Source organism: Fibrobacter sp. UWB4 (assembly GCF_002210345.1).
GTDB lineage: Bacteria > Fibrobacterota > Fibrobacteria > Fibrobacterales > Fibrobacteraceae > Fibrobacter.
Window position 1 is genome coordinate 1 of sequence record NZ_MWQI01000013.1, and the last position, 26344, is coordinate 26344.

The window sequence follows — 26344 nt, forward strand, 5'->3', positions numbered from 1 at the left end:
TAGAATTTTACGATGACTTTGCAAGGGGTAAAAGTAAAAAAAATTCACTTTTTTTTACTTTTTTCGCTAAAAACGGGATGTATTCCGTCGGTACTACACATTATTCACATTCTGTAAACAGAAATCTTTTTGGCCATAGGCAAGAATCGACTGGACCCTTCACTTCGTTCAGGGTGACAAGAGTGAAAAAAAGGCAATTCCGGCACGGCGGCCGGGGTGACAAAAGCAAGAAATGACTGGATTCTTCGGCGATTCTCGCCTCAGAATGACGCGCTTAGCATTCTTCCACCAAAATCCAACTAAAAAAAAACGTCCCGGGAGTGGAGCTTCCGAGACGTTTTAAGCGAGATTCCTACTTTCGAATGACGACACGCCGTGGGTTTTCGCCTTGCACATGCAGAAAATATACACCGTTGTTCACGCTAGAGAGCCAAACCGTCTCGCCCTTGGATGCTCGGCCCGAAAGTACGCGCTTTCCTTTCAAGTCAAACACGGCATACGCAACGTCACTATCACGGACAACTGTAAAGTTCAAGCCACCTTCACCCATAGAAATTATCGAGGGCCTAACCATAGCGAATACCGGGGATACCGCTGAAGGCCCCTCCGCTCCAGGAATCAAACCAACGGCGAGCCTGTACAGGAAATCAAACGCCTTATTTTGTACAGAATCTGCAAAAACAATTTCCTTACCGTCTTTACCTGTACGAGTCGCATCGTAGAACTCGTGCTTCAACCCATAACCCTCAGGATTGTAGAATTCATGATAGACTTTGTTCTTAGTCAAAACGGAATCGATATAGTAGCTACCATAAAGCGTCGGCGTGTGGACCTCCAGATGAATAGCGCCTAAAACAATACTGTATTCATCCGAAATATTGTCGCGCATCATTTTATCGGCCTCAGTCATAGCATAGCCCACCTTATACGGCATCACGTAATCGGAATCGCCATGCGCGAGGAATACAGGGACCTTGCTATTTTTGAGAATCGACGGATCGTGAATACCTCCCCAGAGTGCCACCACGCCATTTGCAACGCCACTTGCCCCTCTAGGCCCATACCTGTCCAGTCCACCTAGCGGAATGGTATCGTAGACATACTTACTTTGTTCATCGGAATACATCTTGACGTATTGCGCACCTTCATTCAAATAACTCGGAAAATCCTTTTCGTCAAGAGCATAGATGTTTTCAAGGCCAAGCAGAGCACCGGCACTGTTTCCGAGTATATATATTTTATTCGTATCAATACGGAGAGCCTTTGCATTCGTCCTTAAATAACGGATAGCGGCATTCACGTCCTGGACGCTTTTGTAGACCGTGCGCGCAAAATCCACACTATCAATAACAAATGTTTCTTTTCGGCTGGACATCAGGACACCCAGACGGTATTCCAGCGATGCCGTCACAAAGCCACGAGCAGCAAGAGAGTCCACATAGGCGACCGCCTTCTGGTCAAAAGAAGTCTTGGTCCCCGCCACAAAAGCGCCACCATGACAAACTAACACCGCCGCCCTATTTTCAGCTTCATCGCCTTCAGGTTCATAAATATCCATCTCTAGCGGCCTGAAACTCACCCCCTCTTCACTGTACATATAGAACATCGGATGGACATTAAACATGTTCATCAGCGACGTCAATTCATTGTAGTACGACTTGTCCAGAAACGGAACACTATCGGCAACAGTCACCGTTGTAGGCAAGCTCGTTTCAAACAGGCGGTCTTTGTAGCGAACCCCATCTGCGGCAAAAGCATAAACACCGCACAGCAGTGCGGCCAAATACAGGTTGATTTTCATAGCCCCTCTCCTATTTTGACAGATTTTAGTAAGATTAAATTATCTTTTTGGCAAAGCAAAGTCAAGAAAAAAATCCCGCGATGCAAATCACGGGATTCTCAAATTTTCCGATTCCGGCACATGTCCGGAATTACAGATCATTAATTGGCAGGCTTGCAACCGTTCGGATATTCATCCGTGAGGCATTCCTGTTCTTCGAGCGGATCGCCTTCCTTGTAGGTGGACCAGTCATCGTGCCACTTGTAACGGTTATCCTTGGTCTTGTTGATACGCGTCATGTAATGGTCGATGAGGTACTGCGGGCATTCCACTTCTTCCCAGTGGTAGGTCGGATTGTCTGCGGCCATGTACCAGTCGGCAAACCAGTGGCAGCCGCGGAGCAAGTTCGGGAAACCGGCATTTCCGAATGCGGCATCGCACATATCCTTTACGCATTCCTGATACTTTTCAAGAGTGTTGTCGTAACCGAGCTTGCTCTGGCATTCCGTGAGGAAGCCGCCAAAGCCTGCGCCCCATTTCACGTTAGCACCGTTTACCTGGACAGAGAGGGCATCGAACGCTCCAACACCGCCACCCGGCACCATCAAGTCGAACTGGCCAACTTCCACATCGTGACCGATGTTGGACGTCATCACGACAATGTGCTTGCCCTTGAGAGCCTTGTGCGTTGCCTTCGCTGCATTGTTAGCACTTGCGTCCTTGAAGCTACCATCGTACTGGAGATGGAAGCACTTGCCGCAGGTCGTCTGGGAACCAGGGCCAGCCACATAAGCGTAAGAGAGATTTTCATTTACAGCGATAGGAGCCATGTCCGTGCAAGTGAACACGCCCTTTTCCTTAGCATTGCCGCAAGCGTTGTTCGTGCCTTCAAAGCCATACCAGTACTGCTGAACAGCATGGCCAAGCGTAAAGGTCGGGACTTCAACGTCGTGGATGTTGCAGTTACGGGCAGTCGTCATGCCCTTCTCATAGGATTCCTGTGTAGTCGTATCGGTCTTGCCTTCCTGACCATTGCTAATCCAGGAGCAGTGCGGCTTACAAGCATCCCAATAGCGGCTGTTCCAGCCCTTATTTCCGTTGCTCAAGATGTCCTTCGTGTATTCCGCAGGAGGCGGGCCGTAAGATTCGATTGTCGGGAAACCATCGGGGCCAATTTCAGAATTGCCACTGCTAGAGCTTTCGGCAGCCGAAGACTCAGGAATTCCACTAGACATCGGATTTACAGACGAACTAGACAGAGCTGAATTAACACTGGAGCTGGACACCGGATTCGGACCAACAACAGAGCTTGAAGACACATCAGAACCGCCACTTAAGCCAGTATCGGTAGAGCTCGATCCCGGATTCGATGCACCTGCACTAGAGCTGCTTTCGCCACCCGGAGTAAAGTTCGCTTCGCAACGCAGCAAAGCTTGAAGATCGACATTGGACAAAATAACTTCACCAGTGGTCAAATCCAAAATGTTACCGACGCCATCGTACGCGCCAACAACATTATCCACAACGTCCGTGACCTTGTTATCATCGCCAATAATCCAGTAGGAATTGCCCACTTCAAGGAGCCTGCCCGAATGGGTAAGCGTCATTGCAGAGCAAATATCCGACGGGCCAGGACCTACTGGCGGCAGTGGATCATCAGAGCAGGCGCTGAACATCGAAAAAGCGCCCGCAGCAAGTAAAGAACTCGTTAAAATTTTTTTCATATTTTTCCTTTTCACACCTTCGTCTAAAATTAGATTTTCTCGCAACAAAATGCACAAAAAAAAGCTTTTTGAAAGCAGATATGTGAGTTAGGACAAAAAAAGGCCGCACTTACGTGCAAGCCTTTTGGTTATTAGCTATTAGCCAATAGTCATCAGCCTTAGTTAGGCGCCAAAGGCGCGATTACTTAAACCAATAACCAATGACCAACTACTAATGACTAGTCGCGGAACTTCACCTGCTTGGTGCCGGCGACGACTTCACCGATCTGAGTCCACTTTTCACCCTTAGCTTCGAGGTGAGCGACAACTTCAGCCTTGTCAGCCGGGTCGATGAAGATGAGCATGCCCATGCCCATGTTGAACGTGGAGTACATTTCGTCCTTTTCGACAGAGCCAGCCTGCTGGATGAGCTTGAAGATCATCGGAGGATCCCACGTGGTGCGATCGATAATCACATCGACATCGTCCGGGAGGATACGCGGGATGTTGCCCTGGTAGCCCGAACCCGTGATGTGGGCAAGGCCCTGGATCTTCTTCTTGTTGCAGAGGTCGATGAGGCTCGGGTAGTAGCTGCGGTGCGGAGTGGCGAGAGCTTCGCCGATGGACTTGTCCATGCCATCGACCATGGTGTCTACCTTATAGCCGGCCACGTCAAAGAGAACCTTACGGGCAAGAGAATAGCCGTTTGTATGGAGACCCGTGGACGGGAGACCGAGGATGATCGTACCCGGCTTGATCTTCTTACCGTCGATGATGTTTTCGCGTTCCACGACACCCACGATCGTACCGGAGATATCGTAGTCGCCCGGACCGTAGAAGCCCGGCATTTCAGCAGTTTCGCCACCGATCAAGACGAGGTCGTTTTCGCGGCAGGCCTTGGCCATACCGGCAACGAGCTTGTCCATGACACCCGGTTCCAAGCGGCCCGTAGCCACGTAGTCGAGGAAGAACAGCGGACGTGCGCCCTGAACGAGGATATCGTCACAGCAGTGGTTCACGATGTCCTGGCCCGGCAGTTCGTGCGTGCCCATTTCGATATCGACCTTGAGCTTGGTGCCCACGCCATCGACGGAACTCACGAGGACAGGGTCCTTCATGCCGAGGTGGTTCAGCGTGAACAGGCCACCGAAGTTGCCCACGTCGCCGAGAACGCCCTGGTTGAAAGTGGTACGGACGGACTTCTTGACACCGACCATTGCCTCATCGGCACGTGCCAAGGAAACTCCTGCGTCTGCGTAATTCATCTTTTTTCCTTTGCCCTACGAGCGGGCAGCGATTTGGCCCTATTTACGGGCACTTTGTTTTTCATCAATATTTCTGAGCGCATCAAGGATGAGGCTTGTCGTATCCGTCATCTGGTTGATGTTTACTACATCGGGCATCACGTGCGTATCCAGCTTGAACAAGGTTTCGTCGCCCCACGAAAGCATCTTTTCGAGAGCGTCCGGGCCTGCAAGCTTGCCGCACTTGGCACAGCAAATTCGACCTTCCTGGAAGGCAATAAAGCCCGATTCTCCAGCACATTCGAAAATGACCGTCCCGGTGATATGGCTCTTTTCCATCGTCTGCGCAAAATCAATAAACGGAAGAACCTTCGCCGAAGCCAGAAGCGACAAACGTTCAAATTCATCGAACGCCTCGTTCTTTGCACGGAGGCGGTTCGCCATCACCTTGTAAAGGTAAACCACAACACTTGGATTCTTATCCAAGAACTTCACAAATTCCGCTTTCGGGATATGAAGCACCGTGCAATTGTCTTCAGCAGCAATAACCGTATTTGCAGTAGGCTCGTTACACAGGATAGACATCTCGCCAAAACAGGAGCCGCTTTCCAAAGTCGTCAGCATGCTGTAATGGCCATCCGGCAAAATCTGTCCACAAATAATGGCGCGACCGCTCTGCAATACGCAGAAGCTGTCGCCTTCGACTCCACCCTGGAGAATGATCTCGCCAGCATCGTATTCGCGGATCTGCGCATTCAAAAGCAGAAAGTCCGCATAATCTCTCGGAACCAGTTGCAAGAACGGTACACCAAGATCATACTGAGCAGCGATCCAATCTCCAATACCTGTGTGTGACATCATACGCTAAAAATTATAGATATTTCTGTACCATTTGTAAGTAGTGTCGATGGAATTTACCCCCGGAACCGTGCCTTTTATGCATTTCGTAAGATTCCACAGGAGTTCTGCCGGCCGCGTAATCGCCCCTTCGTAAAAATCGTTGCCTGTTCCGGGTCCCTTGCGACCGTCATTCTGGAAAACCTTCTTCTCCCTGAACGCCCTGATGTTTTTCACACGAGGTTCAAGCGCGAGGATTTCATCTGCCGTTGCAAACATCGACGGATTGACCCAAACATCGACGCTATCGGCAAGCGCATAGACTTCTTCGAACGAGAACGTGAGTTCACGGGATGTATCGGATGCCCACACATAGCAGCCCCCCGCATCGCGGACCAGGTTCGCCGTAAAGCTGTTGCCGCCGGACGCATGCCACACACCGCCGTAGGACATGCCGGCGAGAACGCGAGGACAATGTTTAGTAGACGGTAGGAAGTTAGAAGTAGGAAGTGGGCTATGGGCTATGGGGTCGCGACCTTCGGTCGCTTTGGGGTTTATGCTATCATTTGTGACAGAAGAGGCTATCAGTTTTTTCAGTGTTTCGTATTTATTCTTCTCTTGTTCGAAAATGGTATCGGCTTGAGCGCGGAGGCCGAACAGGATTCCGTACAACTTAATCCATTCCAGCTTTGCAAGCGGAGTATTCTCTTGCCACTCGGACGTAAGCATCAACGGCAAGTTCGTACGTGCAATTTGTTCATAGTTGTCATAGTCGCCGCCTGTCGTAAAGTCAAGCACCAAGTCTAGATTCAGCGCCATCAGCTTTTCCAAGGCGCCCGCATCATAACCGACACTGGCCACGGCCCCCTGTTTTGCACGTTCATACAGAACACTATCTACAATGTACTGTCCGTCCGAAACGCCGACAATGTTATCCCGGAGTCCAAGCCTGAGCATGTACCCCACCTGCGAAGTCGAGAGCGCCGCCACGCGCTTAAGCGGCACTCGCAGTACAACCGCCGCCTTCCAATCATCCGGGAATCCTCGACGGCGCAAATCCATCCCGAGAGAAGCCTCCGCAGAATCCATCATCACGTACTTGTGGACAAGCGTGTCTTTGCCGACCACGGAACGCACAACCGCGACATCCACCCCGCACAGCTTACCCATCGAGAAAAAATCGCTTTCGACCGGTTCGAACAGGACATCCTTATCGCACTTCGCCCCCGACGATTTCACCTGCAAATCTTTCGACGCATCACGGCATCCCGATATCGTCAAGGCGCCATAAAGAACCACAAGAGGTAAAAAAACAAACCTCAGCCCTCGGAACGGATGACTAAAAAGCCTTAATTCCTTGATTTTCAACAATCTATCGTAAAATTTCATGCACAAAACCCGAAGATAATGTATTTTATTGTTTGACTAAATATCTCTTTTTCTGAGATTCCTATTAGGAGAGAGCCTTTATGAAGACAAAAATAGCCTCTTTGTGCTTAGCTGCGGTGTTTAGCATTCTTGCATTTGCCACAAATTCATCCGCTGCCGACGACGGTTTCTACGACAAGGAACACATCCGCGGTTTCGTTTCTTTAGGCGGAGATTTCCGTGGCATGCTCCCTGGATTCCACGACTACATTAACGACGTTGCATTTGCCTACGGCTCGCTCAGATACAGATCGGACTCCACCATCTACCAACCGACCAAGGCCCCCAAATACAGCAAGTTCAACAAGTTCTATCCAGGACTCCAGTTCAATGTCGGTGCACAGTACAAGCAGTTCATGACCTGGATCAACTTTAACTTCATGTTGACGCAGATTTCTGAACGCCCGTCGTCTTCTATCACGGCCGTAGATACAAGCGGTAATGCGGTAAAATTCCCCCTCTACGATGCTCGCTGGTTCAGCTACGGCGCCGACTGGATGTTCGGCTGGAAGATTCTTGGCGAAGACGCGTTCTTCAACTTGATTCCGGCCGTAGGTATTGGCTTCAACATGATGAATATCCACTTTACATCCAACTACCTGCTTACGAGCCTCGATTCCAAGGAAGACGTCATCATGCGTGACCGCTATTACAGCACCATGTCTGCATCGTTCAATGCAGAACTTGAAGCCCGCCTTCAGTTTGAGCAGTTCTCCATCGGAATCTACGGCGGCTACCGCGCAGTGCGCTACAACGACATCAAAGTCGAAGGCACAAACCTCTATACAACATCATATGACACCGACAACGATGGCGACACCTGGTTTGTGGGTCTCCGCATCGGCTGGACATTCTTAAGTCCCTGGGAAAAGAAGCAACTGGACAAGATCTAGTCTAAACAAAAATTGCTAACCGAGCCTCGCCAACGCGGGGCTTTTTCTGTATCCGTTTTTCCCATAGCCAGTTTTCTCCTTATGCGCAACCGGTTCATCAAGCGAGGCCATGACCTTCTGCAAATACGTTTTCCAGATATTTGAATTTTCTGGTTGCGGATTATACGGCAACATGAACAAATTCTTTTCAGCGGCACGTTTGGGCGGATACATTTCGGCCACCTCTTCCATGGCGACATAATAACCGCTGAGTTCCCGAAGACCTGGATCCGTTTTCCAGTAAATTGGCGTATCCCCCTTCAAGTATTCAAAATTCCAGCCAAGAAGAAGCATTGGCACACCTTCCCTCTTGAGGCGTTCCGGCAACGTCGAATACTGCCCCTGCGTACTCAGCAGCACAAGGACATCGATCTTATGGTAATAAGCATAAAGGTAAGCGTCTTCAACAAGCTGCATATTCGGCCCCATTTTATCGACATCCTTAGCCGCATTGTAATGCACTTCGAACCCCGCTAGCGTAAGCTGCTTTTCAAGGCGGTCCTGCCCATCGCCAAACGAGGACTCCGCTTTGTCGAGATGCCTCACGTATGGATGGTAGTAATGCGCCTCGACCTCGACAGGGCAGCCCTCCCTGCCCAAAAGCTTCATGGCATAATCGCGCACCCAGCCCTTGAGCGCCCTGAAGTCCAGGCGGGAATGGTACTTGTGGTGCTTCAGGTAATATTCATTGACCTTCTTAAGCGTGTAGCCATCCAAAAAGAATCCAACGCGCAATACTGATAGCTTGCTCGGCATAAAACCTCCTGATATGTTAAAGAGCGTCTACTCTATTAACACGCTTTTTTGCCGAGTTTGGTCCCTATAATTTTGTAAAAAAATATAAACATATAATTAACGATAGTCAGAAGTTAAAAGCCCTCATTATCAATCCAAACAGAATCTGCTGTATTTAGTATAATTTGAATTCTCGCATCTGGATGTGGTTCAGAAAAAATAGATTTAATTTCTTCAGTGACTTCAAAAGTACACGTTTGCCAATTATTAAACCAATCCAATACTGGTTTTGAGAAGTGGAAGGAACAAATTCTGAGGCGAATACACCAGAATCTTATTTATAGAACTTAGATTTTCCGCCTTTACAAGAAGAGAATAGCTTTTCTTTGATTCAGTACCCACAATCTGATAATCATCAATATCATTCGATGTCATATAGGCTTTTACGGCGTCATTTGGCTTCAAAAGAGCAACCTTGTTTTCTAACGGATTAGAACAACAACCTTAGATACTTTCCAGAATCACTATCTTTATTTAAAAAGATTTCCGCTATAAAATAATTCTTATCTCCCATAGGGTAAACATTAATTGTAGAATTTAAGACATTACCATTTTCATCTATAACAGAAATGGGAACACTCGAACTTGAACTGGAAAAAGAGCCATAAATTTGCAGCCTGGATGTATGTGGTTCCACATAGATATTCGATGAATGAGAATTACTTACTACATTTTCACTAGCAATTTGTTCTTTTCCATAAGCATTTTAAATTTTTTCAGAGATGCATTATTCTTTTCTAATTTCAGCCAACCATCTGGTGAGTCAATCGAAATATACACCTCATCATCATGTGGATTTATCCCAGCATCTCCATACTCGTCATACAATCCATATATGTAATGCATCGATTCATGCAATAAATCACTAGCAGCTTCATAAGGCCTTTTACGACGATCATCTTTTTCAACTTCTATAAGATGATCATAATCAGAATAATTCAAAGCCCCCCCCATGATTAAACGCACCAACATTCGCATTGGGATGAATATCAAATTTTTTCCAATCAACAAATCGTTAAGTCGATGATTTCTTCTGTAGGAATCGGATTACTATTTTGATAAACCGCTCTAACAGTAGAATATGGAGATATACCCGCAAAAATTACGGAAAATAGGGATAGAGAGAAAAAAAGTTATTATTTTACAACCAAAAGAATTACATTTTTTGATTGATATTTTTTTGCAATATTTTCATTTTTTGTTTATATATATTTTTTATATGATAAAAATTTTATTACAGTCGATTTTAGCGCTATCCATTGTTTGTCTTGCACAGACAAGTTCCAGTTCGACACCCAAAAGTTCTTCAGCAGCAGATTCTCAAATAAGTTGTCCTAATATAGAAACCCGAGGAATGCAAACAACTAAAAATATACCTTATAGACCCGATAAAGATAGATGGATGTTGAATAAAATCAATATAGAGGGGATTATTGATTCCGTAGGTAAAGACACATTTTTCGTTGATGACAAATATGCAATCCGTCACTTAGACTCAACTTCTATTGTTGCAAAAATCATCAGGATAAAAAATGTAAAACCAATTGACTCTGACAATGCAATGAAATGGGCTTTTGATTCGAATGCAGTTTATGTTCCCTTAGATCTAAATCTCGTCAAAGGTGATTCTATTTTTATCACAAATTATTCTGTAACTTTTTTCCTCGAATGTTACACACACACTAATTTAAGAGGGCGATTCATAGGGGAATTTTTTGTCAATTCACGCCCAACTACAATAATCCCTTATAAACCACGAAAAGCAAAAGTTCCCGCCACAAAAAAACGCAATAGAAACGCTGCGGGTAAATTTCTAAAAGATACTCCATCAAAAATAATCAAGTACTAACATAAAATCACAATTCATTCTTGCTTTCCAGCAAACGCAATTACTCATCGCAATCATATTTGGGACAGCCATCCCCAGAAAACCAATTGTAAAACAACATTATCTGTTCAGGATTAATCAGCTGAGCACGAAGAATTCGCAAGAGAATTCGTTTTTCCATCATAGGATAAATTGCGATAATATAATACCCTACTCTTAAATCAGCTTGCGGTCGGTGAGGTCGTCAACGAGCGACCCGGGCATCCACTTCTTGAGCTTCTGGTAATCCGGGTCATCGAGCTTTTTGCGCTGTTCGGCGGACTTTGCTTCGTCTCCAGCGTCGTGGTAGATGCGGATGAGGTTCAGGACGGAGCACCAGTAGCGAATGGACTTGCCTGTGCGCTCGAGGTAATCGGCAGCGCTCTTCTCGTAAATGGAGGCGGCTTCATCGTAGCGCTTCAGCCTGTAAAGCATGTCGGCCTTGATCTGGAGCATTACCGGATGGTCCGGGGCCTTCTTGAGTCCGCGTTCAGCAAGCGAAAGCCCCGTCTTGTAGTCCTTGCGGTCGTAATGCATCCAGATGAGCGGCGTCAAGAAGAGCGGCCAGAACTTGGTCGAGCGCAATGAGCCGGAATCGAGAATCTTGAGGTAGGTCTCGCGATTGTCCGACTTGAACGGAAGCCAGCCGAAGCTGTTATCGACATAGTAGGCGTAAATCGCATAGAACGCTTTCGATTCATAATCCTTGGCATCTTCAAACTGGCTTGCGGCCGAGCGCGTCTGCATGGCACCCTTGACGGAGTGCCCCGTCTCCGTGAGTACATAGCCAATCTCAAAATTGCGGAGCGCATCCCAGAGGCCCTCGGCCTTGCAGGTTTCGAGATTCTTGGCGGCCACCTTGAGCGATGTGGTATCGCCCTTGTCGTCGTACATGCTCACGCGGATGATGTTCTGGAATACGCAGCCGACGCCATCGTTTTCAAGGCGAAGCTTGCGGGCCAGGTTGAATGCTTCAACGTAGTTGAGTTCCATCGTCTTCTGCGTCACCTTTTCGGCGAGTTCGTTCTGCGCCGGAGAAAGAGCAAAAGAAAGCTCGTCGGCAAACGAGATGCCGGCGACAAAAAAGATCAAGGCAAATAATCTAGATAGCATTAAAAGGTAATCTAGAAACTTTTGATACAGCGCACCACCTTCCACTTTGGAATATGGCAAAGCTTGTCTAATGATATAAAAAAATGTATAAATACAATAGATGTTAATAGGAAGTAAACATTTTATTAACAATCTATCAAGAAATTTCTAGTTAAGTGGTTGTCAGAAGAGAAGTTACAAAAATTCAGGCGCCACAACTACTTTTTTCGACGGAGGCCACCATGAAGATGTTCCATAAAACTCAAACTGCGGCTCTCTACTATTTGCTCCATACAGGATTCCAGTCCTTCAAGGAGCGGATCAAAGACGAGCTGACCTCCACTAGCGGCATCAACCTCGAAGACGTCATGGACGATTCGAACCTTTACGCTTATTACCAGCAAGGCGAATCGGCGGACTTCGTGGCGGCCTGCATCGCAGCGAACTGCTAATTTCTCTCTCTAATCCGGATTTACCGGTCTTCCTCATAAAAAGGACCCTGGGGCTTAGCCACAGGGTTCTTTTTTAAAGCTTATGCAAATCAAGACTTAACTGGATCCTTCGCATTCGCTCAGGATGACAAGTGTAAATCAAGACTTGACTGGGTCCTTCGGGCTTTGCCTTCAGGACGACGAGTGCGTTACTTCTTTTTCTTGGACTTGGCGGCTTCCTTCGCCTTGTCCTGGCGTTCGCAAGCCGTCACGACTTCGAACTTGCCCTTCTTCACGGTTATAATCTTCGTATTGGCGTTTGCACCACGGCGGAACTTGATGTCACCGTAAATGCCCTTGAAGTCCTTGGTCGCATTAATGTAATGCGTCATGTCGTCATCTTTGCCCGTGACAGCAGCAAGCGCAGTAAAGATGATGTTTGCAGCATCGTAGCTGAGACCGCTTACTTTATCTTCACCCGGTTCAACTCCCCAGCGCGCTGTAAAGTCCTTCACGAAGTTCGTGTAAGCAGTATTTCCTTTGTTCATATCGAGATCAGGAACACTGAAATAGGAGCCTTCGACAAGGCGCTTGCCCTGAATCAGAAGTTCACGGCCATACCAGCCAGAAGTTCCGAGGTACGTGCCGGAGACCTTGTTGAATGCGGCCTGGCTAACCATCGCGCCAGCATCTGCCGGATTTGTCGCCGGGATAAAGAGGCCCGGGATTTCGACGGTCGAGTCGGCGAGGTAGAGCTTACGGTCACGCGGATTCACGGTATTCAAGTCGCTCAGGCCCTTAGCAATGTTGCGACGGCGGTTTTCCTGATTGAAGCGGACATCGCGCATGAGGTTGAATTCCGTCTTGTAGTCCGGGCGGCCTTCTTCGTAATTGCGGAAGCCGACCACATCGCCGCCACGGCGTTCGACAGCCTTAGTAAAGCTTTCGGACATCGCCGTTCCAAAGTCACCAAGCGGGCTCATCACGCCAAACTCGCGAATGTCGAGACACTTGATGGCAAAGTCTGCGATGGTCTGGGCGAGGATGTCCATAGTGAGGTTCACCTGGAAGATGTTCGGGCCAAGCTTTGCGATGCCGGCATCCGTTGCAGTCGGGGTAAGCATCGGCACATGCTGGAAGTTCGCACCAAGCCATGCGGCGACAGATGTTGCCGGAGCACTCATGATAGGTCCGATAATGGCGATGATGCTGTCCTGGTTCACAGCGCGCTGCGTACGCATGAGGGCAATCGCCGCATCAGCATGCGTGTCCTGGAAAATGATGTTCACCTTGCCCTTGAGGTCCGCCTGTTCATAGGCGAGGAGGGAACCCTGCACAGCGGCGGCACCGAATTCAGCGAAGTCACCAGAAAGCGGGGCAAGCACGAGCACAGTCGGAAGACCTGCGCCAAGACCTTCAAGAGCGCTTATGCCTTTCTTGGCGGTCTTCTGCAAACTTTCGGAAGAAGTCGTCCTGAGGACCTTCTTGTACCAGTACCTAGCAGCGCGGTAGCGCTTGGCATTCTGGCATTCTCGACCGATCTGGAGCTGCATCCAGCCCATGACTTCACGATCGACAGGATACTTTTCAAGGAGAGACTGGAGCTGGTCAGCCGTGAGGAGAGATGCCGCCAGAGTCTGGATGACGACGTCTTTTGCGCGGGACCTTGCGGCCGGGTTGGTCGAATAAGAAAGTACGCGGAGCATCGCTTCGACGCCATCGAACACGGAACCCTTTTCAACATCGATAACAGCGCGGGCAAGTTCCATGCGTTCGCGGTAAGCGGACTTCACATGATATTCCAAGAAGCGGGAAGCGACATCGTAGGCATCGTCCTTCTTGTCTGCACGGAGATAGCACTCCGCAAGCATGACCGCAGCCTTTTCTCCTTCAATCTTGCGGAAAGAAGAGCTGTATATCTTTTGCAGCGGGGCAATCGCATCCGAGCAGCGGCCGCTCTTGACCACGGACTTTACCTTTTCGACATCGTCCTGTGCAAACGCCGCAGTAGAAATGACCGCAGCCAAAAATAGGGGAAACAAGCGATTCATATTTAAACCTCGCCGGTCTTACTGGAAGCTTTCGGCGGCCTCCTGGATGACAGAATGTTCTTTCTTGATTTGCTTTTGAAGAGATTCGGGGAGCTTAGACCAATCGACAACATCAACACGGAACGGAAGTCCGCTTTCGACAAAAGCCTTTTCCACCGAAGTCATGTCATCAAGGGAAATAGGGGAATCCGAGATGACAGCCAATTCCAAATCCGTATCCGGGGTCAAATCCACTCCCGTGACACGCGTACCGTACGCCCAGACTTCAAAGCCCTCAAAATGGAGGCCAAGTATTCTCTGTACGGTTTCCAACTGATCCGTTTCTAAGCAAAGAGTCATAGTTCCCTAAAATATAGTTAATGTATTTTGACACTGAATGACACTACAGCCTATCAGGTACAAAACGGAGGAACCAGACCTCTGTATCGCTACCGATTCGGACAGGAGGACCCCAGGAATCGACACCGCTGGAGACAAGCCACTTGACCTGATCCAGTTCACCAATACCGTAGGCGAGGCGCCAGAACCAGTCAATAAACACCGTACCCGGAAAGAACTGGCCATTATGCGTGTGCCCGGACATGGCAAAGTCAGGACGGCGGCCAGGGTGGTCCTCTTCGATACCGCGCGGCTGGTGGTCGAGGAGGAGCCAGGGGAGTTTAGCATCTCCGGCCACAGGACGCATTTCAAAAAGCGGCTTACGTTCGACATCGCGCATCTTGGCAACGCTGTGGTCTATACGGCCGGTAATACAGGCAAAAGGTGTGCAGACGGTGGAGTCTTCCAGCACGACGAAACCGTTGTTCTGCATCCACTTTTTAAAGTCGCTGCCCTCGCGTTCGAGGAACCCTTCGTGATTCCCGTCGATGGCAATGGCGGCCGTCTTGGCGGTTGCGGCAAGCTTTTGCACCAGGAAGTCGTATTCCCAGGCAGATAGCGTCGAATCCACAACATCCGAGAAGTCACCGCCAAATAGCACCAGGTCCGGATGGAGGCTATCGGATACATGCACGATGCGTTCCATCTTTTCGCGCTTGAAAAGCGGGTCGATGTGGAGGTCGCTAAAGAAGACCGCCGTAAATTCCTTTTCCGTCGGGACGGCAATCTTGAATTCGCGAACATGGAAATTGTCGTTTGCGCCTGTGCCTGCAATGCGGAAGATCACCGTCAGGAGTACAGATACAAAGAGCAAAAGTCTCGACACCGAAATTTCGATATGGCGGTCGAGCGGCTTTTTCACGATTGCGCGACGGATTCCGCGGACAATCCACCAGAGGATATAAAAGAAAAGCGCCTCGGCAAGCCAGACAGCAAAGAAGGACATGCCAAGCGATGCAAAATAACTTGTTCTAAACAAGAAGCAGACGGGGAGGAGGATCACCGAGATTCCGGCAATGACGCTTCCCTTGATTCCAGGTGCCACCATCCTGACGTTAAAGAACAGGAAGAATACACCGAAGATGAGTATGAAGAAAAAAATCATTTCAGTTTCGCTTTAATAAGTGAAAGAACATCGTTGTGGACTTCGTCGGGAGTGCGGTCAGCATCGACGACGCTCACGCAATCGCTATAATCGCGGCCTGCGGCGAGGTAGCCTTCGCGGACGCGTTCAAAGAATTCCGCCTTTTCGCTTTCGAGGCGGTCGGGGGCGCCACCGCGAGTCGCCATACGCTTGCGGCTTGATTCGACGGTCAAGTCGAGGACTACGGTGAGTTCCGGGAAGCAACCGCCGCACGTAAGCTCCGTAAGGCGCTGGACTTTATCAGCACCGAGCCCGCGGGCGTAACCCTGGTAGGCAAAAGTGCTCCACGCAAAACGGTCGGCAATAACGATGTTCCCTGCATCGAGCGCGGGTTTTATGATTTCGTGAATCACCTGGGCACGGGCGGCATTGTACAGCAAAAGTTCGGTATCGTCTGCCATGATGCCCTTGAAAGCAGGGTCGAGCAAGAGTTCACGAATGCGTTCGGAAATTTTCGCTCCACCGGGTTCGCGCAGCCTTACGACCTTGTGGCCTTCGGATTCCAACACGCGGACGAGCATGTCAATTTGCGTGGACTTTCCGGAACCGTCAATGCCTTCGAGGCTGAAAAAATTCTTCGCAGTTTTCATAAGAACAAATATGCAAAAATTTTTTGGGGACCACACGCTTTAAAAAGGGGATGCCCGCTCGGCGGCGGGCATGACAACATAAGCAAAAAACCTCGGCGGGAGAGCCGAGGATTTTTCAATTACGTTTTATGCGGGAGTGCTCGCGATTCTTGGAAGGATATGCCCCGACTGCCATCCCGGACTGGTTCCGGGACAGGGCATGACAATTCCGAATTACGAACTCTTAACTCCGAATTATTCGACGTCCTTGCCGTGGCACTTCTTGTACTTGAGGCCAGAACCGCACCAGCAGAGGTCATTGCGGCCGAGCTTTGCACCAGCCTGCTGCTGGGCGCGTTTCACAGCGGCAGCAAGGGCAGCGTTAGCGGCAGCGGAGCGGTTCGGGCGAGTGCCCGGGAGTGCGCTCTGCGGCATCGGCTGTGCATGCTGATCCTCGGAAAGGGCGTTCGTTTCAGAAGAAGCTGCCTGACCGGCGAGACCTGCAGCCTTTGCGCCTTCGGCACTCAGCTGTTCAGAAGAAGCTTCACTGGATCCTTCGCTTTGCTCAGGATGACTTTCTGCATTAGCATCGCCAGCGTTACCTGCGGTAGCGGCAGCTTCTTCAGCGGCCTTGCGTTCGGCATCGATCTGTTCCTGGCTCTTGAGCTGGAGCTGGTCCGGAGAAACAGTCACACCGTTCGGGAGCGTGATGCGGATGTTCAAAATGCGGAGAGCCGTGAGCGTTGCAATCTTTTCCATGCAGCTTTCGAACATCTTGAAGCCGTCATTTTTGTAGACCATCAGCGGATCCTTCTGGGCGTATCCGTGGAAGCGGATAGCATCCTTCAGCTGGTCCATAGCATACAAGTGTTCCTTCCATACCTGGTCAATCGTCATGAGGAGGAAGCGGCGTTCGATATTGCGGAAGTCAACATCCGGAATAATCTTCGTGAGCTTGTCATAACGCACCCTGCAAAGAGCGATGATTTCATCGAGCACCTGTTCCGGCGTCTTCGAAACAGCTTCATCAAGCGTGAGGCTGTATTCCATGCCGAGCGTACGCTGCAAGTCTTCGTGCAAGCCTTCGAGGTTCCACTGTTCCGCATAGCTCTTTGCCGGGATGTAGTTGGAAACCTTGATATCGCAAGCGTCTTCGATGCGGTTCATGATTTCGTCACGGATATCTTCACCGTTCAAGATGCGACGGCGGAGTCCGTAAATCACCTTGCGCTGTTCGTTCATCACGTTATCGTAGTCGAGCAAGTGCTTACGGATATCGAAGCTCTGGCTTTCGACGCGACGCTGTGCACCACGGATGGAACGGGAAACGATCGGGTGGGTAATCACTTCGTCTTCGCCCACGCCAAAACGGTTCATGAGGTTCTTGACGTTGTCGCCACCGAAGATACGCATCAGGTTATCGTCGAGGGAGAGGAAGTACTGGCTAGAACCCGGGTCACCCTGACGGCCAGAACGACCGCGCAACTGGTTGTCGATACGGCGAGATTCATGACGTTCCGTACCGAGCACATGCAAACCGCCGAGTTCAGTCACTCCCGGTCCAAGAGCAATGTCAGTACCACGACCAGCCATGTTCGTTGCAATCGTCACCTTGTCCTTGTGACCAGCGTACTGGATGATTTCAGCTTCGCGGCCATGGTTCTTGGCGTTCAAGACTTCGTGCGGGATGCCTTCCTTTTCGAGCATGCCGTGGAGGATTTCGGACTTTTCGATGGAAGCCGTACCCACGAGGAGCGGCTGGCCCTTCGCATGGCGTTCCTTGATTTCTGCAACAATGGCGCGCCACTTGGCATCTTCGGACTTATAAACGAGGTCCTGCAAGTCCTTACGGATGCACGGCTTGTTCGTCGGAATGACCCACGTGTTCATGTTGTAGATCTTGATGAATTCCGTTGCTTCGGTTTCAGCCGTACCGGTCATACCGGAGAGCTTCTTGTACATACGGAAGTAGTTCTGGAACGTAATCGTCGCAAGCGTCTGGTTTTCGCGACGGATCTGCACATTTTCCTTGGCTTCGATGGCCTGGTGGATACCGTTAGAATAGCGGCGGCCTTCCATCAAGCGGCCCGTATTTTCGTCAACGATGATGATTTCACCGTCACGGACGATGTAATCGACATCCTTTTCGAAGAGGTACCAAGCACGGAGAGCGTTATCGAGGAAGTGAACCCAGTCGGCATGTTCGCCATAGAGGTTCGTAATGTGCATCAAGTCCTGGATGTGGAGCACACCCTTTTCCGTAAACTGGATGTTCTTGTCCTTTTCATCGACAGAGAAGTCCTTGTTACGGACGAGCTGCTTTGCAATTTCGTTTGCCTTGGCGTACTTTTCGGTAGCGTCTTCAGCCGGACCACTGATGATAAGCGGCGTACGGGCTTCGTCAATCAAGATGGAGTCCACTTCGTCAACGATACAGAAGTTGAGTTCGCGCTGCACGAGCTGGTTCGGTTCAACTGCCATGTTGTCGCGGAGGTAGTCGAAACCGAATTCGTTGTTCGTGCCGTAAGTCACGTCGGAGTTGTAGCTTTCACGACGCTGTTCCGGATTGAGGCCAGCCACAATGAGACCGACCGTGAGTCCGAGGAACTTATAGACCATGCCCATCTGCTTGGCGTCACGGCCAGCGAGGTAATCGTTCACCGTCACCACATGCACACCGTGGCCAGAAAGACCGTTCAGGTAAACCGGGAGGGCGGCGGCAAGCGTCTTACCTTCACCGGTAGCCATTTCAGCGATGGCACCTTCGTGGAGCACGAGGCCACCGATCATCTGCACGTCGAAAGGCAACATGCGGAACGGCTTCACGGAATCCGGATAGAGTTCGCGAACCTTAGCGTAGAGAGCAGCCGGGAGGTAGACTTCCCATTCATTCTTTCCGCTTTCGAGTTCAGCCTTCGCCTTGTTCACAGCTTCCTGGAGTTCCGGGCCGAGACGGCTAAAGTCAAAGCCAAATTCCGGCTTGAAAATGTTGAAGATACCGAGACGACGGTCGCAAGCTTCACGGCAAACGGCAAAGGCGTCAACCTTGATATCGTCGAGGGTAGCTCCATTATTCAGTTTTTCACGGAATTCAGCGCTTTTTGCAGCAAGTTCTGCGTCATCAAGCAATGCGAGAGCCTTGCAGGCTTCGTGAATCTTTGCAATCACCGGGCGGAGTTGCTTCACCTTACGTTCATGAGGTGTACCAAAAATCTTATGGAGTACTGTATCTACAATGCTCATGGTTGTCCTTGATTAAAAATTAAACGTGGTAAAAGTTAGCAAAAGATGTGCCAAACATATTTTTGTTTCAAGTTGAAATAGCGGCTAAAAGCACGTTTTTATGGGGATTAGACGCTTTCCCATTTTACTTTACTCGCACCGCAACACCAATATATTATATTGGAGACATGAAAAAACTGGATTTTGCAAAAGGGATTTTTGTTCTCGCCGCGGGATTTTTCCTCGCTGCACCCGTGAACGCGCAAGTTAGCGATGCCGAGTTGGCAAAGCATCCGGAATTTACCTCCAGCAATTATTTGGCGTACCCGGAACCTGCAAATATTAGATATACCAAGGCACCTGCCGGATACAAGCCGTTCTATATCAGCCACTACGGACGCCACGGCAGCCGTTACCACCACGACTCCGACGAATATAAGTATCTCTACAAAACCCTTTCCAAGGCCGATTCCGCAGGCAAACTTACCGAAATCGGTAAGCAAGCGCTGGCGTATGCAAAAGTCCTCGCCACCGAAGCCGCCCCGCGCAAGGGAGACCTTACGCAAGTGGGCGTCAAGCAGCACGAAGGCATCGCCAACCGCATGCACAAGAATTTCGGAGAAATTTTCAAGGACTGGAATGTCGGCGGGAAAAAAGTCACGCCGCACGTCAAGGCTTACGCAAGTACCAGCGGACGCTGCATCGTGAGCATGGCCGCCTTTATCGGGGAACTCCGTTCGCTCAATCCGAAAATCAAGCCGGAACTTATTTCTGGCAAGAGCTACATGAAGTTCATCAGCGCCTTTGACTGGGGCAAGCTCGACTATTCTAAAGTCAAGACGTACACGGACGAAAGCGACAAGCTCTGGCAACAAGTGAACCCGCAACCATTCCTGAAAAAAATCTTCGCCGACAGTAGTTACGTTGCAAAGAATATCGAAGCAGACAAATTCTACAACCGCTTCTTCGAAATCGCGACATCGCTTCAGGGCATGGACAAGCCGCTACTCGACAAAATCGCCCAGGCCGCCCAAGTGCCCGCCGACAGTTTCGTAAACTTGTTCACAACCGAAGAAAAGATTATCCGCTGGAAAGCGCAAAACGCCTGGTGGTACAGCCTCGAAGGTACAAGCCCACTCATCAACCGCCCCGATGGCCTGAACTTCGCCAAGCCCACATTGCAGAACATCTTGGAAGAAGCCGACGAAGCAATTGCCGTTGATACCGCACACAGTCCAGCAGGTTCAAGTTCCATAACGCCGATTGCCGCCACGCTCCGCTTTGGCCACGACGCAACGCTCCTTCCGCTTGCAGCCCTCATGCAGTTGCCCATCGCAAATGCAAAAGTCTCGGACCTCTCCAAACTGCACGAACAGTGGAACGACTTTAAAATCATCCCGATGGCAGCAAACCTCCAGATGGTATTCTACAAGGCAAAAAATAAACCCGTCCTCGTGAAAATCCTGTACAACGAAATCGAACAGACATTGCCCGTGCCATGTGGCATAACAGACGAGAGACGAGAGACAAGAGACGAAAGAACTAATCTAAAAGTCTCACAAAATTGCCCCGCCGCCCCGTACTACCGCTGGGATGATATCCGTAATTTCTATAGCGCCCTCCTCAAGAATTAACCTATCATGAAAAAATCTATCGCTCTCATTTTCGCTCTTGCCGCAACATCGCTTTTCGCAGCGCCTAAAGCGACGTCAAACGCAGCAACCAAAGTCTCCAAAGCCGAGGCCGTGAAAAACCTTGTCGATCAAGGCGTACAGTTCCATGAGCAAGGCCAATACGACGAAGCCATCGCGAAGTACAAGGAAGCCGAAAAGAAGGACCCGAAAAACGCACTCGTCAAATACGAAATGGCATTCACCTACCATGCCAAGCGCGATCTGGACAAATCGCTCACTTACGCCAAGGCCGCCACAAAGCTGAAATCCGAAGGCATCGACGAAAATCTCTACAGCCTGCTCGGGACGATCTACGACGAGAAGGGAATGCCAGACTCCGCGCTTGCCGTCTATCGTGAAGGTTTTATCAAACAGCCAAACTCGTTCAACATCCCGTACAACGCAAGCATCACATACATGCGCATGAACAACGCAGACAGCGCCTACGCCTGGATCAAGCGGAGCATCAACAACTCGCGCATCCATGAAGGCAGCCACTATTACATGGGATTCCTGGCAAGCCAGCTCGGCAAGTGGCCACAATTCTACGCATACACCATGTACTCCACGTTCATCAGCAAGAAGGCCGAAATCATCCGCGACAACCTTTCGAGACTTTACGGCCGGACAAAATCCTTTGTTCTAACGAAAGACAACAAGGTCGAAATGAACACGCCGAACATCAAACAAAATGGAAGCGACTCAACCGTCAACAACGAATTTTTGCTCGCTATCCAAACGATGCTTCTTTCAGATTCTCTCGGCAAGCGCAAGCTCTACGACCCGGATTCAAACTCGACGCAGCAAATGGAATTTTTAGTCCACGTCCTTGAAAAAACAATCAAGCTTGTCGCCTTCACCGACGAAATCGAAGACCCGATCCAGAGATTTTATCAGGGGCTTATCCGCGAAAGTCTCGTGGAAGCATTTATCTATACCATCTGTGAACCCATTGACCGCCCGACATTTGCGCAGTGGCTCATCAAGAACCGCAATGAACAAGGGCGACTTTACCACTGGTTCAACAAAGAATGGCTGATGCTGTAAGGAGACATCATGCGATTTTACGTACCTACGGACATTTACGTTGAAAAGGAATGCGTGAAAAATCACGCGAAAGAACTGCTCGCCGTCGGAAAGCGCGCACTCGTCGTCACCGGGCACAGCTCCGCCAAAGTGAACGGTTCCCTGAACGACGTGACCGAAGTCCTGAACGCTGGGGGAGTCGCCTACAAGATTTTTGATGAAGTCGAAGAAAACCCGTCCACCGATACCGTGGGGATGGGCGCACAAATCGCACGAGAATTCGGCGCCGAATTCATCATCGGCATTGGGGGAGGTTCCGCTATCGATGCCGCAAAAGCCATGGCAATCCTCCTCGTGAATCCAAGCGTGAACGCCGATGAACTGCACAAAGCGCCGAGCCATCCGCTGAACCATGCGCCCGTTGTTGCCGTCCCGACCACTTGCGGAACAGGCTCCGAAGCGACCCCGGTCGCCATCATCACGAACCACAAAATCAACCTCAAGAAAAGCATCCCGCACCGGATTTTCCCAGTGCTTGCCCTCGTTGACGGAAAGTATCTCGCTTCTGCCAAAAAGCAGCTGATCGTGAATACCGCCGTCGATGCGCTTGCACACATGGTCGAAAGCATCTTGAACATTCACTCGAACATGCTCAACCGCATGTGTCCCGAATACGGCCTCAAGCTCTGGGGTGAGTGCAAAGAAGCGCTTATTACCTCGGTCGCCGCAAACAATGCCACCGCGAAATGTGTTGTCGCTGGAAATGCAGCACAAGATGCCGCGCAAAATGCCTCAGAAAATGCCGCGCCGATTGATGCGAGTTTGTACGAAAAACTGATGTACACCTCGACAATCGCAGGCATGTCCATCGCCATGACAAGCACCGCCGTACCACACGGCATGAGCTACGACCTCACGCTCAGCAAAGGCACACCGCACGGCCCCGCCGTCGGATACTTCCTTGCCACCTACGTCGAAGTCTGCCAGAAAAAAGTCCCGGCCGATGTCGAAAAGATCCTCTCGCTGTTGGGACTCAAAAACGTCGAAGAATTTGCAGCAATGCTCCGCAAGCTCATCGGCACATGCACCGTCTCCCGCGAATTGCGCGACAAGTTCGCCGCCGCCATGAAAGTGAACCACTCCAAGCTCGACCTTGTCCCTGGCGGCATCACCCCCGAAGAAGTCAAGTACATCTACGATAAATCACTAGTCGTTGAATAACGGTCTTTCATCTGTCATTCCCGCATCCGAGCGGGAATCTCCTTACACATCCCAAAATTTTTATATTACTATACCGTAAATCGATAAAAAACGGAGTCACAATGAAAAAAGCTTTAATCGCCGTCATCGTTGTCGTCGTCATCCTGCTCATCATCGTAGGGAAGGGCATCGGCACCTACAACAACATCATCGCCCTCGAAGAAGGCGTAAAGGCACAGTGGGCACAAGTCGAAAACACCTACCAGCGCCGCTTTGACCTCATCCCGAATCTCGTCAGCACCGTGCAAGGCGAAGCCAACTTCGAAAAGAGCACCCTCACCGAAGTCATGGAAATGCGCAGCCGCATGGGCGGAACCATCAAGCTCGACGAAAGCCTCATGAACGACGAAGCCGCCCTCAAGCGCTTCCAGGAAATGCAAGGCTCCCTCGGTGGCGCCCTCCAGCGCCTCATGGCCGTCTCCGAAAACTACCCGGATCTCAAGAGCAACAAGAGCTTCCAGGAACTTCGTGTGCAACTCGAAGGCGCCGAAAACCGCATCGCCGTCGAACGCAAGCGCTACAACGAAACCGTACAGGCATTCAACACCACCATTCGCCAGTTCCCGACAAACATCGTCGCAGGTTTCGCAGGCGCCTCCCCGAAAGCCCTCTTCTCCGCTGACGCCGGCGCAAGTGCCGCACCAAAAGTGCAGTTTGATGTGAAGTAAGAATGCAATAAATATCGCACCTTATTTCATGAACATAGTGCGATATAGCCTCACAAAATACAGCACAAATACTTTACAAATCGTAAACTTTTTCGCAGTATTTCACTAATAAGTATCCACTTTTTATGTGAAAATAATTCAACCTCAATAATGAAAAATGTAAATTACTGTTATTAAGATAAATAGACCACACCTGCATGGCTTGTTTATAATCATAAAAGAGTATATTTTATAAAAAGTAGTAAAATAGCTATATATTATGTATATCACATATAAAGAGATAAACAAATGAGTCTTGTAATTAAAGCACATGATTTTTTTGCTGTAAAAAAAGCAGAAATTATCCTTGACGGAATGACCATCATTTCTGGTATAAATGGATGTGGCAAAAGTACTTTAGCAAGATCAACATACGAACTCCTCTTTGCAGCAATAAAATATGATGATCTCGTTTCCAAGAATATTCAAAGAGTTCTTAGAGAAATGAAACAATCTTTACGTTCTGCAATAACCCATCTATCAGGATTTATAAAACGTTCTGATGCAATAAAATTACAGCAAATGGCATATCGCAATTATCGAGATGATAATGATGAAAAATATTGCGATTTTATCGACACTTTAATAAATATCTGTACTGAAATTTCACCACCTATACTTTCATCTAAAAGAAAATACTATGATTCCTTTTGTAGCATTTTAAGTAATATTATTGAAAAAAAATATGATATAAATGCTAAAGCTGAAGATTTACTAGAAGAATTCAAAAATAAGTATCTTAAAATAATCAGCAGTGCAGATATTTATAAATCCGAACGAAAGACAAATATTTTTCAACATCAATGGACTGAATTATTCGGACAAAAATTAAATCCTTCTTTATTCAATGTTTTTGAGAATAATATTCCTATTGTTGATTCAGATCGAAATATTGTCTTATTGCCAGACTCTGTAAAAAGAGTATTTTACATTGATACTCCAATGAGCTTGATGAATAGTAGTTTTTTCATTTTTGATGAAACAAGAAAACATTGGGAAGATTTAAACCAAGTTATTTGGCAATCAAAAAAACTGGGTGAACCATTTGATTTCAAACCAACAGAAGCAGGAGGGCTTTTAAGTGGAAACTTCGATTGGAATGAAGACAAATCTACTCTATTATATCAAGCATCTAACGAAAGTCCTGCCTTCGATGTATTAAAGCAAGGTGCAACAGGATTAAAAACATTTGTCATAATGCAATCCCTTTATAGAGAAGGTTTAATTAATAAAAACACTTTACTGATTTTAGATGAACCTGAAGCTCATCTACATCCACAATGGATAGTTCATTATGCCAAATTCTTAATTATGCTTAGAAAAGAGACACGTTGTTCCTTTCTTATTTCAAGCCATAGTACTGATATGATTAGTGCCCTCAAATTTATTGCAGAAAAGGAATTGGATAAAAAAGCACGATTCTATTTAGCCGACATAGAAGACGAAAAGAAACTTTTATACAACTTTAAAGGATTGGATGATGATATTGAACCCATTTTTGAAAAATTCAATAAATCATTCAAAATAATGGACAAATATTCAGATATAGAAGAAAATATAGAGTCCACGATTTCATAATGGCAAATGGAGAAAAATAGTGCTTTACAATTTAGACAAAACAAAATTATTTGCCAATCAATGCAATACCAATACTGTTGACTTTCCCAATTTAATCATTAATGAAGGAGGCGGAACCGATTTAAGGAACTGTCCAAATCTTATTATAATTGATCATAATGGAACCAAATGCAGAACCGAATGTATTTCAGGTGATGCCTACGCAAGTAACCACAAAGCTGCAGGTCAAACTCAAAAATCAGGGGATGCACTTTTTGCAATAGATAAAGGAAAAGATTATCAAGTTGTCCTTACAGAAATGAAATTCAAATGCACTACAAAAGGTAGTTGCGAATCATTAGCTTCGGATATTATAAAAAAAACAACTTCTACCAAACTATTATTTTGTGGTATATGTTTTTACAATGAAATATATATACTCGTGAATAGTAAGGAACAGCGCTTATTGAATACCCTGCAAAGACAACTTATTGCAAAAAAAATCTATAAAGTTATAACATTATCTAATCTAGAAGATAAATTCTTTAAACCCTAAATTTTTCACAAAAAACTCCTAATATTACAAATAAAGTACTTTATATATAAAATTTACTCATCATATACAAGAAAAATTTTATCATAAAGCAT

General features: G+C 48.2%; 22 protein-coding genes. 9 read left to right on the plus strand and 13 right to left on the minus strand.

Translation table 11 applies throughout. From position 1 onward, the window contains the following. Window positions 1-352: 352 nt before the first annotated feature. The 5 genes from B7990_RS14270 to B7990_RS14290 form a co-directional block, all read right to left on the minus strand. Window positions 353-1801 (minus strand): carboxylesterase family protein, encoded by a 1449-nt coding sequence (locus tag B7990_RS14270; protein ID WP_088641549.1) that lies wholly within the window; start codon window positions 1799-1801, stop codon window positions 353-355. Window positions 1802-1941: 140 nt separating this feature from the next. After that, entirely contained in the window at window positions 1942-3504 is a 1563-nt protein-coding gene (locus B7990_RS14275; protein WP_254917553.1) for a glycosyl hydrolase family 5, read from the minus strand. 218 nt (window positions 3505-3722) lie between these two features. Then, complete coding sequence (gene purM, locus B7990_RS14280; protein ID WP_088641550.1) at window positions 3723-4748, minus strand: phosphoribosylformylglycinamidine cyclo-ligase; 1026 nt, start codon at window positions 4746-4748, stop codon at window positions 3723-3725. Between the two features lie 39 nt (window positions 4749-4787). Continuing rightward, window positions 4788-5588 (minus strand): cyclic nucleotide-binding domain-containing protein, encoded by an 801-nt coding sequence (locus B7990_RS14285; RefSeq protein WP_088641551.1) that lies wholly within the window; start codon window positions 5586-5588, stop codon window positions 4788-4790. A 3-nt stretch (window positions 5589-5591) separates the two neighbouring features. After that, window positions 5592-6953, minus strand: coding sequence for an ABC transporter substrate-binding protein (locus B7990_RS14290; protein ID WP_088641552.1), 1362 nt, complete (start codon window positions 6951-6953; stop codon window positions 5592-5594). 80 nt (window positions 6954-7033) lie between these two features. Here B7990_RS14290 and B7990_RS14295 point away from each other — a divergent pair, with 80 nt between their 5' ends. Next, window positions 7034-7885 (plus strand): hypothetical protein, encoded by an 852-nt coding sequence (locus B7990_RS14295; RefSeq protein WP_088641553.1) that lies wholly within the window; start codon window positions 7034-7036, stop codon window positions 7883-7885. 15 nt (window positions 7886-7900) lie between these two features. Here B7990_RS14295 and B7990_RS14300 read toward each other — a convergent pair whose 3' ends face one another. Both B7990_RS14300 and B7990_RS14305 read right to left on the minus strand, forming a co-directional pair. Beyond that, window positions 7901-8680 (minus strand): NYN domain-containing protein, encoded by a 780-nt coding sequence (locus B7990_RS14300; protein ID WP_088641554.1) that lies wholly within the window; start codon window positions 8678-8680, stop codon window positions 7901-7903. A 705-nt stretch (window positions 8681-9385) separates the two neighbouring features. Next, window positions 9386-9661 (minus strand): hypothetical protein, encoded by a 276-nt coding sequence (locus tag B7990_RS14305; protein WP_176407343.1) that lies wholly within the window; start codon window positions 9659-9661, stop codon window positions 9386-9388. Window positions 9662-9800: 139 nt separating this feature from the next. On the opposite strand from B7990_RS14305, the gene B7990_RS14310 reads away from it, so the two are divergent. After that, entirely contained in the window at window positions 9801-10568 is a 768-nt protein-coding gene (locus B7990_RS14310; RefSeq protein ID WP_088641556.1) for a hypothetical protein, read from the plus strand. Window positions 10569-10763: 195 nt separating this feature from the next. Here the strand turns inward: B7990_RS14310 and B7990_RS14315 are convergent, their stop codons facing one another. Beyond that, entirely contained in the window at window positions 10764-11699 is a 936-nt protein-coding gene (locus B7990_RS14315; protein WP_254917554.1) for a M48 family metallopeptidase, read from the minus strand. A 221-nt stretch (window positions 11700-11920) separates the two neighbouring features. On the opposite strand from B7990_RS14315, the gene B7990_RS14320 reads away from it, so the two are divergent. Further along, complete coding sequence (locus tag B7990_RS14320) at window positions 11921-12130, plus strand: hypothetical protein (RefSeq protein ID WP_088641557.1); 210 nt, start codon at window positions 11921-11923, stop codon at window positions 12128-12130. A 188-nt stretch (window positions 12131-12318) separates the two neighbouring features. On the opposite strand, the gene B7990_RS14325 is transcribed toward B7990_RS14320, so the two are convergent. The 5 genes from B7990_RS14325 to secA form a co-directional block, all read right to left on the minus strand. Next, the gene (locus B7990_RS14325) at window positions 12319-14160 is read right to left on the minus strand and encodes a penicillin-binding protein activator (protein WP_088641558.1); all 1842 of its coding nucleotides are present in this window, start codon (window positions 14158-14160) and stop codon (window positions 12319-12321) included. An 18-nt stretch (window positions 14161-14178) separates the two neighbouring features. After that, window positions 14179-14499, minus strand: a complete 321-nt coding sequence (locus tag B7990_RS14330; RefSeq protein ID WP_088641559.1) for a nucleotidyltransferase family protein — start codon at window positions 14497-14499, stop codon at window positions 14179-14181. Between the two features lie 43 nt (window positions 14500-14542). Further along, a complete protein-coding gene (locus B7990_RS14335; protein ID WP_088641560.1) occupies window positions 14543-15643 on the minus strand; it encodes a metallophosphoesterase in 1101 nt (366 codons plus the stop codon). Further along, window positions 15640-16272 (minus strand): dTMP kinase, encoded by a 633-nt coding sequence (gene tmk, locus B7990_RS14340; RefSeq protein WP_088641561.1) that lies wholly within the window; start codon window positions 16270-16272, stop codon window positions 15640-15642. The genes B7990_RS14335 and tmk overlap by 4 nt, the downstream gene beginning before the upstream one ends. A gap of 234 nt (window positions 16273-16506) precedes the next feature. Further along, on the minus strand, window positions 16507-19494 hold the full coding sequence (secA, locus tag B7990_RS14345) for a preprotein translocase subunit SecA (protein WP_088641562.1): 2988 nt from the start codon (window positions 19492-19494) through the stop codon (window positions 16507-16509). Between the two features lie 167 nt (window positions 19495-19661). Here secA and B7990_RS14350 point away from each other — a divergent pair, with 167 nt between their 5' ends. The 6 genes from B7990_RS14350 (at window position 19662) to B7990_RS14375 (ending at window position 26252) form a co-directional block, all read left to right on the plus strand. Further along, entirely contained in the window at window positions 19662-21107 is a 1446-nt protein-coding gene (locus B7990_RS14350) for a histidine-type phosphatase (RefSeq protein ID WP_088641563.1), read from the plus strand. Between the two features lie 6 nt (window positions 21108-21113). Further along, complete coding sequence (locus tag B7990_RS14355; RefSeq protein WP_088641564.1) at window positions 21114-22193, plus strand: tetratricopeptide repeat protein; 1080 nt, start codon at window positions 21114-21116, stop codon at window positions 22191-22193. 9 nt (window positions 22194-22202) lie between these two features. Continuing rightward, entirely contained in the window at window positions 22203-23393 is a 1191-nt protein-coding gene (locus B7990_RS14360; RefSeq protein ID WP_088641565.1) for an iron-containing alcohol dehydrogenase family protein, read from the plus strand. 101 nt (window positions 23394-23494) lie between these two features. After that, a complete protein-coding gene (locus tag B7990_RS14365; protein ID WP_088641566.1) occupies window positions 23495-24100 on the plus strand; it encodes a LemA family protein in 606 nt (201 codons plus the stop codon). Window positions 24101-24388: 288 nt separating this feature from the next. Next, entirely contained in the window at window positions 24389-25717 is a 1329-nt protein-coding gene (locus B7990_RS14370; RefSeq protein ID WP_088641567.1) for an AAA family ATPase, read from the plus strand. 19 nt (window positions 25718-25736) lie between these two features. Next, window positions 25737-26252, plus strand: a complete 516-nt coding sequence (locus tag B7990_RS14375; RefSeq protein ID WP_088641568.1) for a hypothetical protein — start codon at window positions 25737-25739, stop codon at window positions 26250-26252. Window positions 26253-26344: the final 92 nt, after the last annotated feature.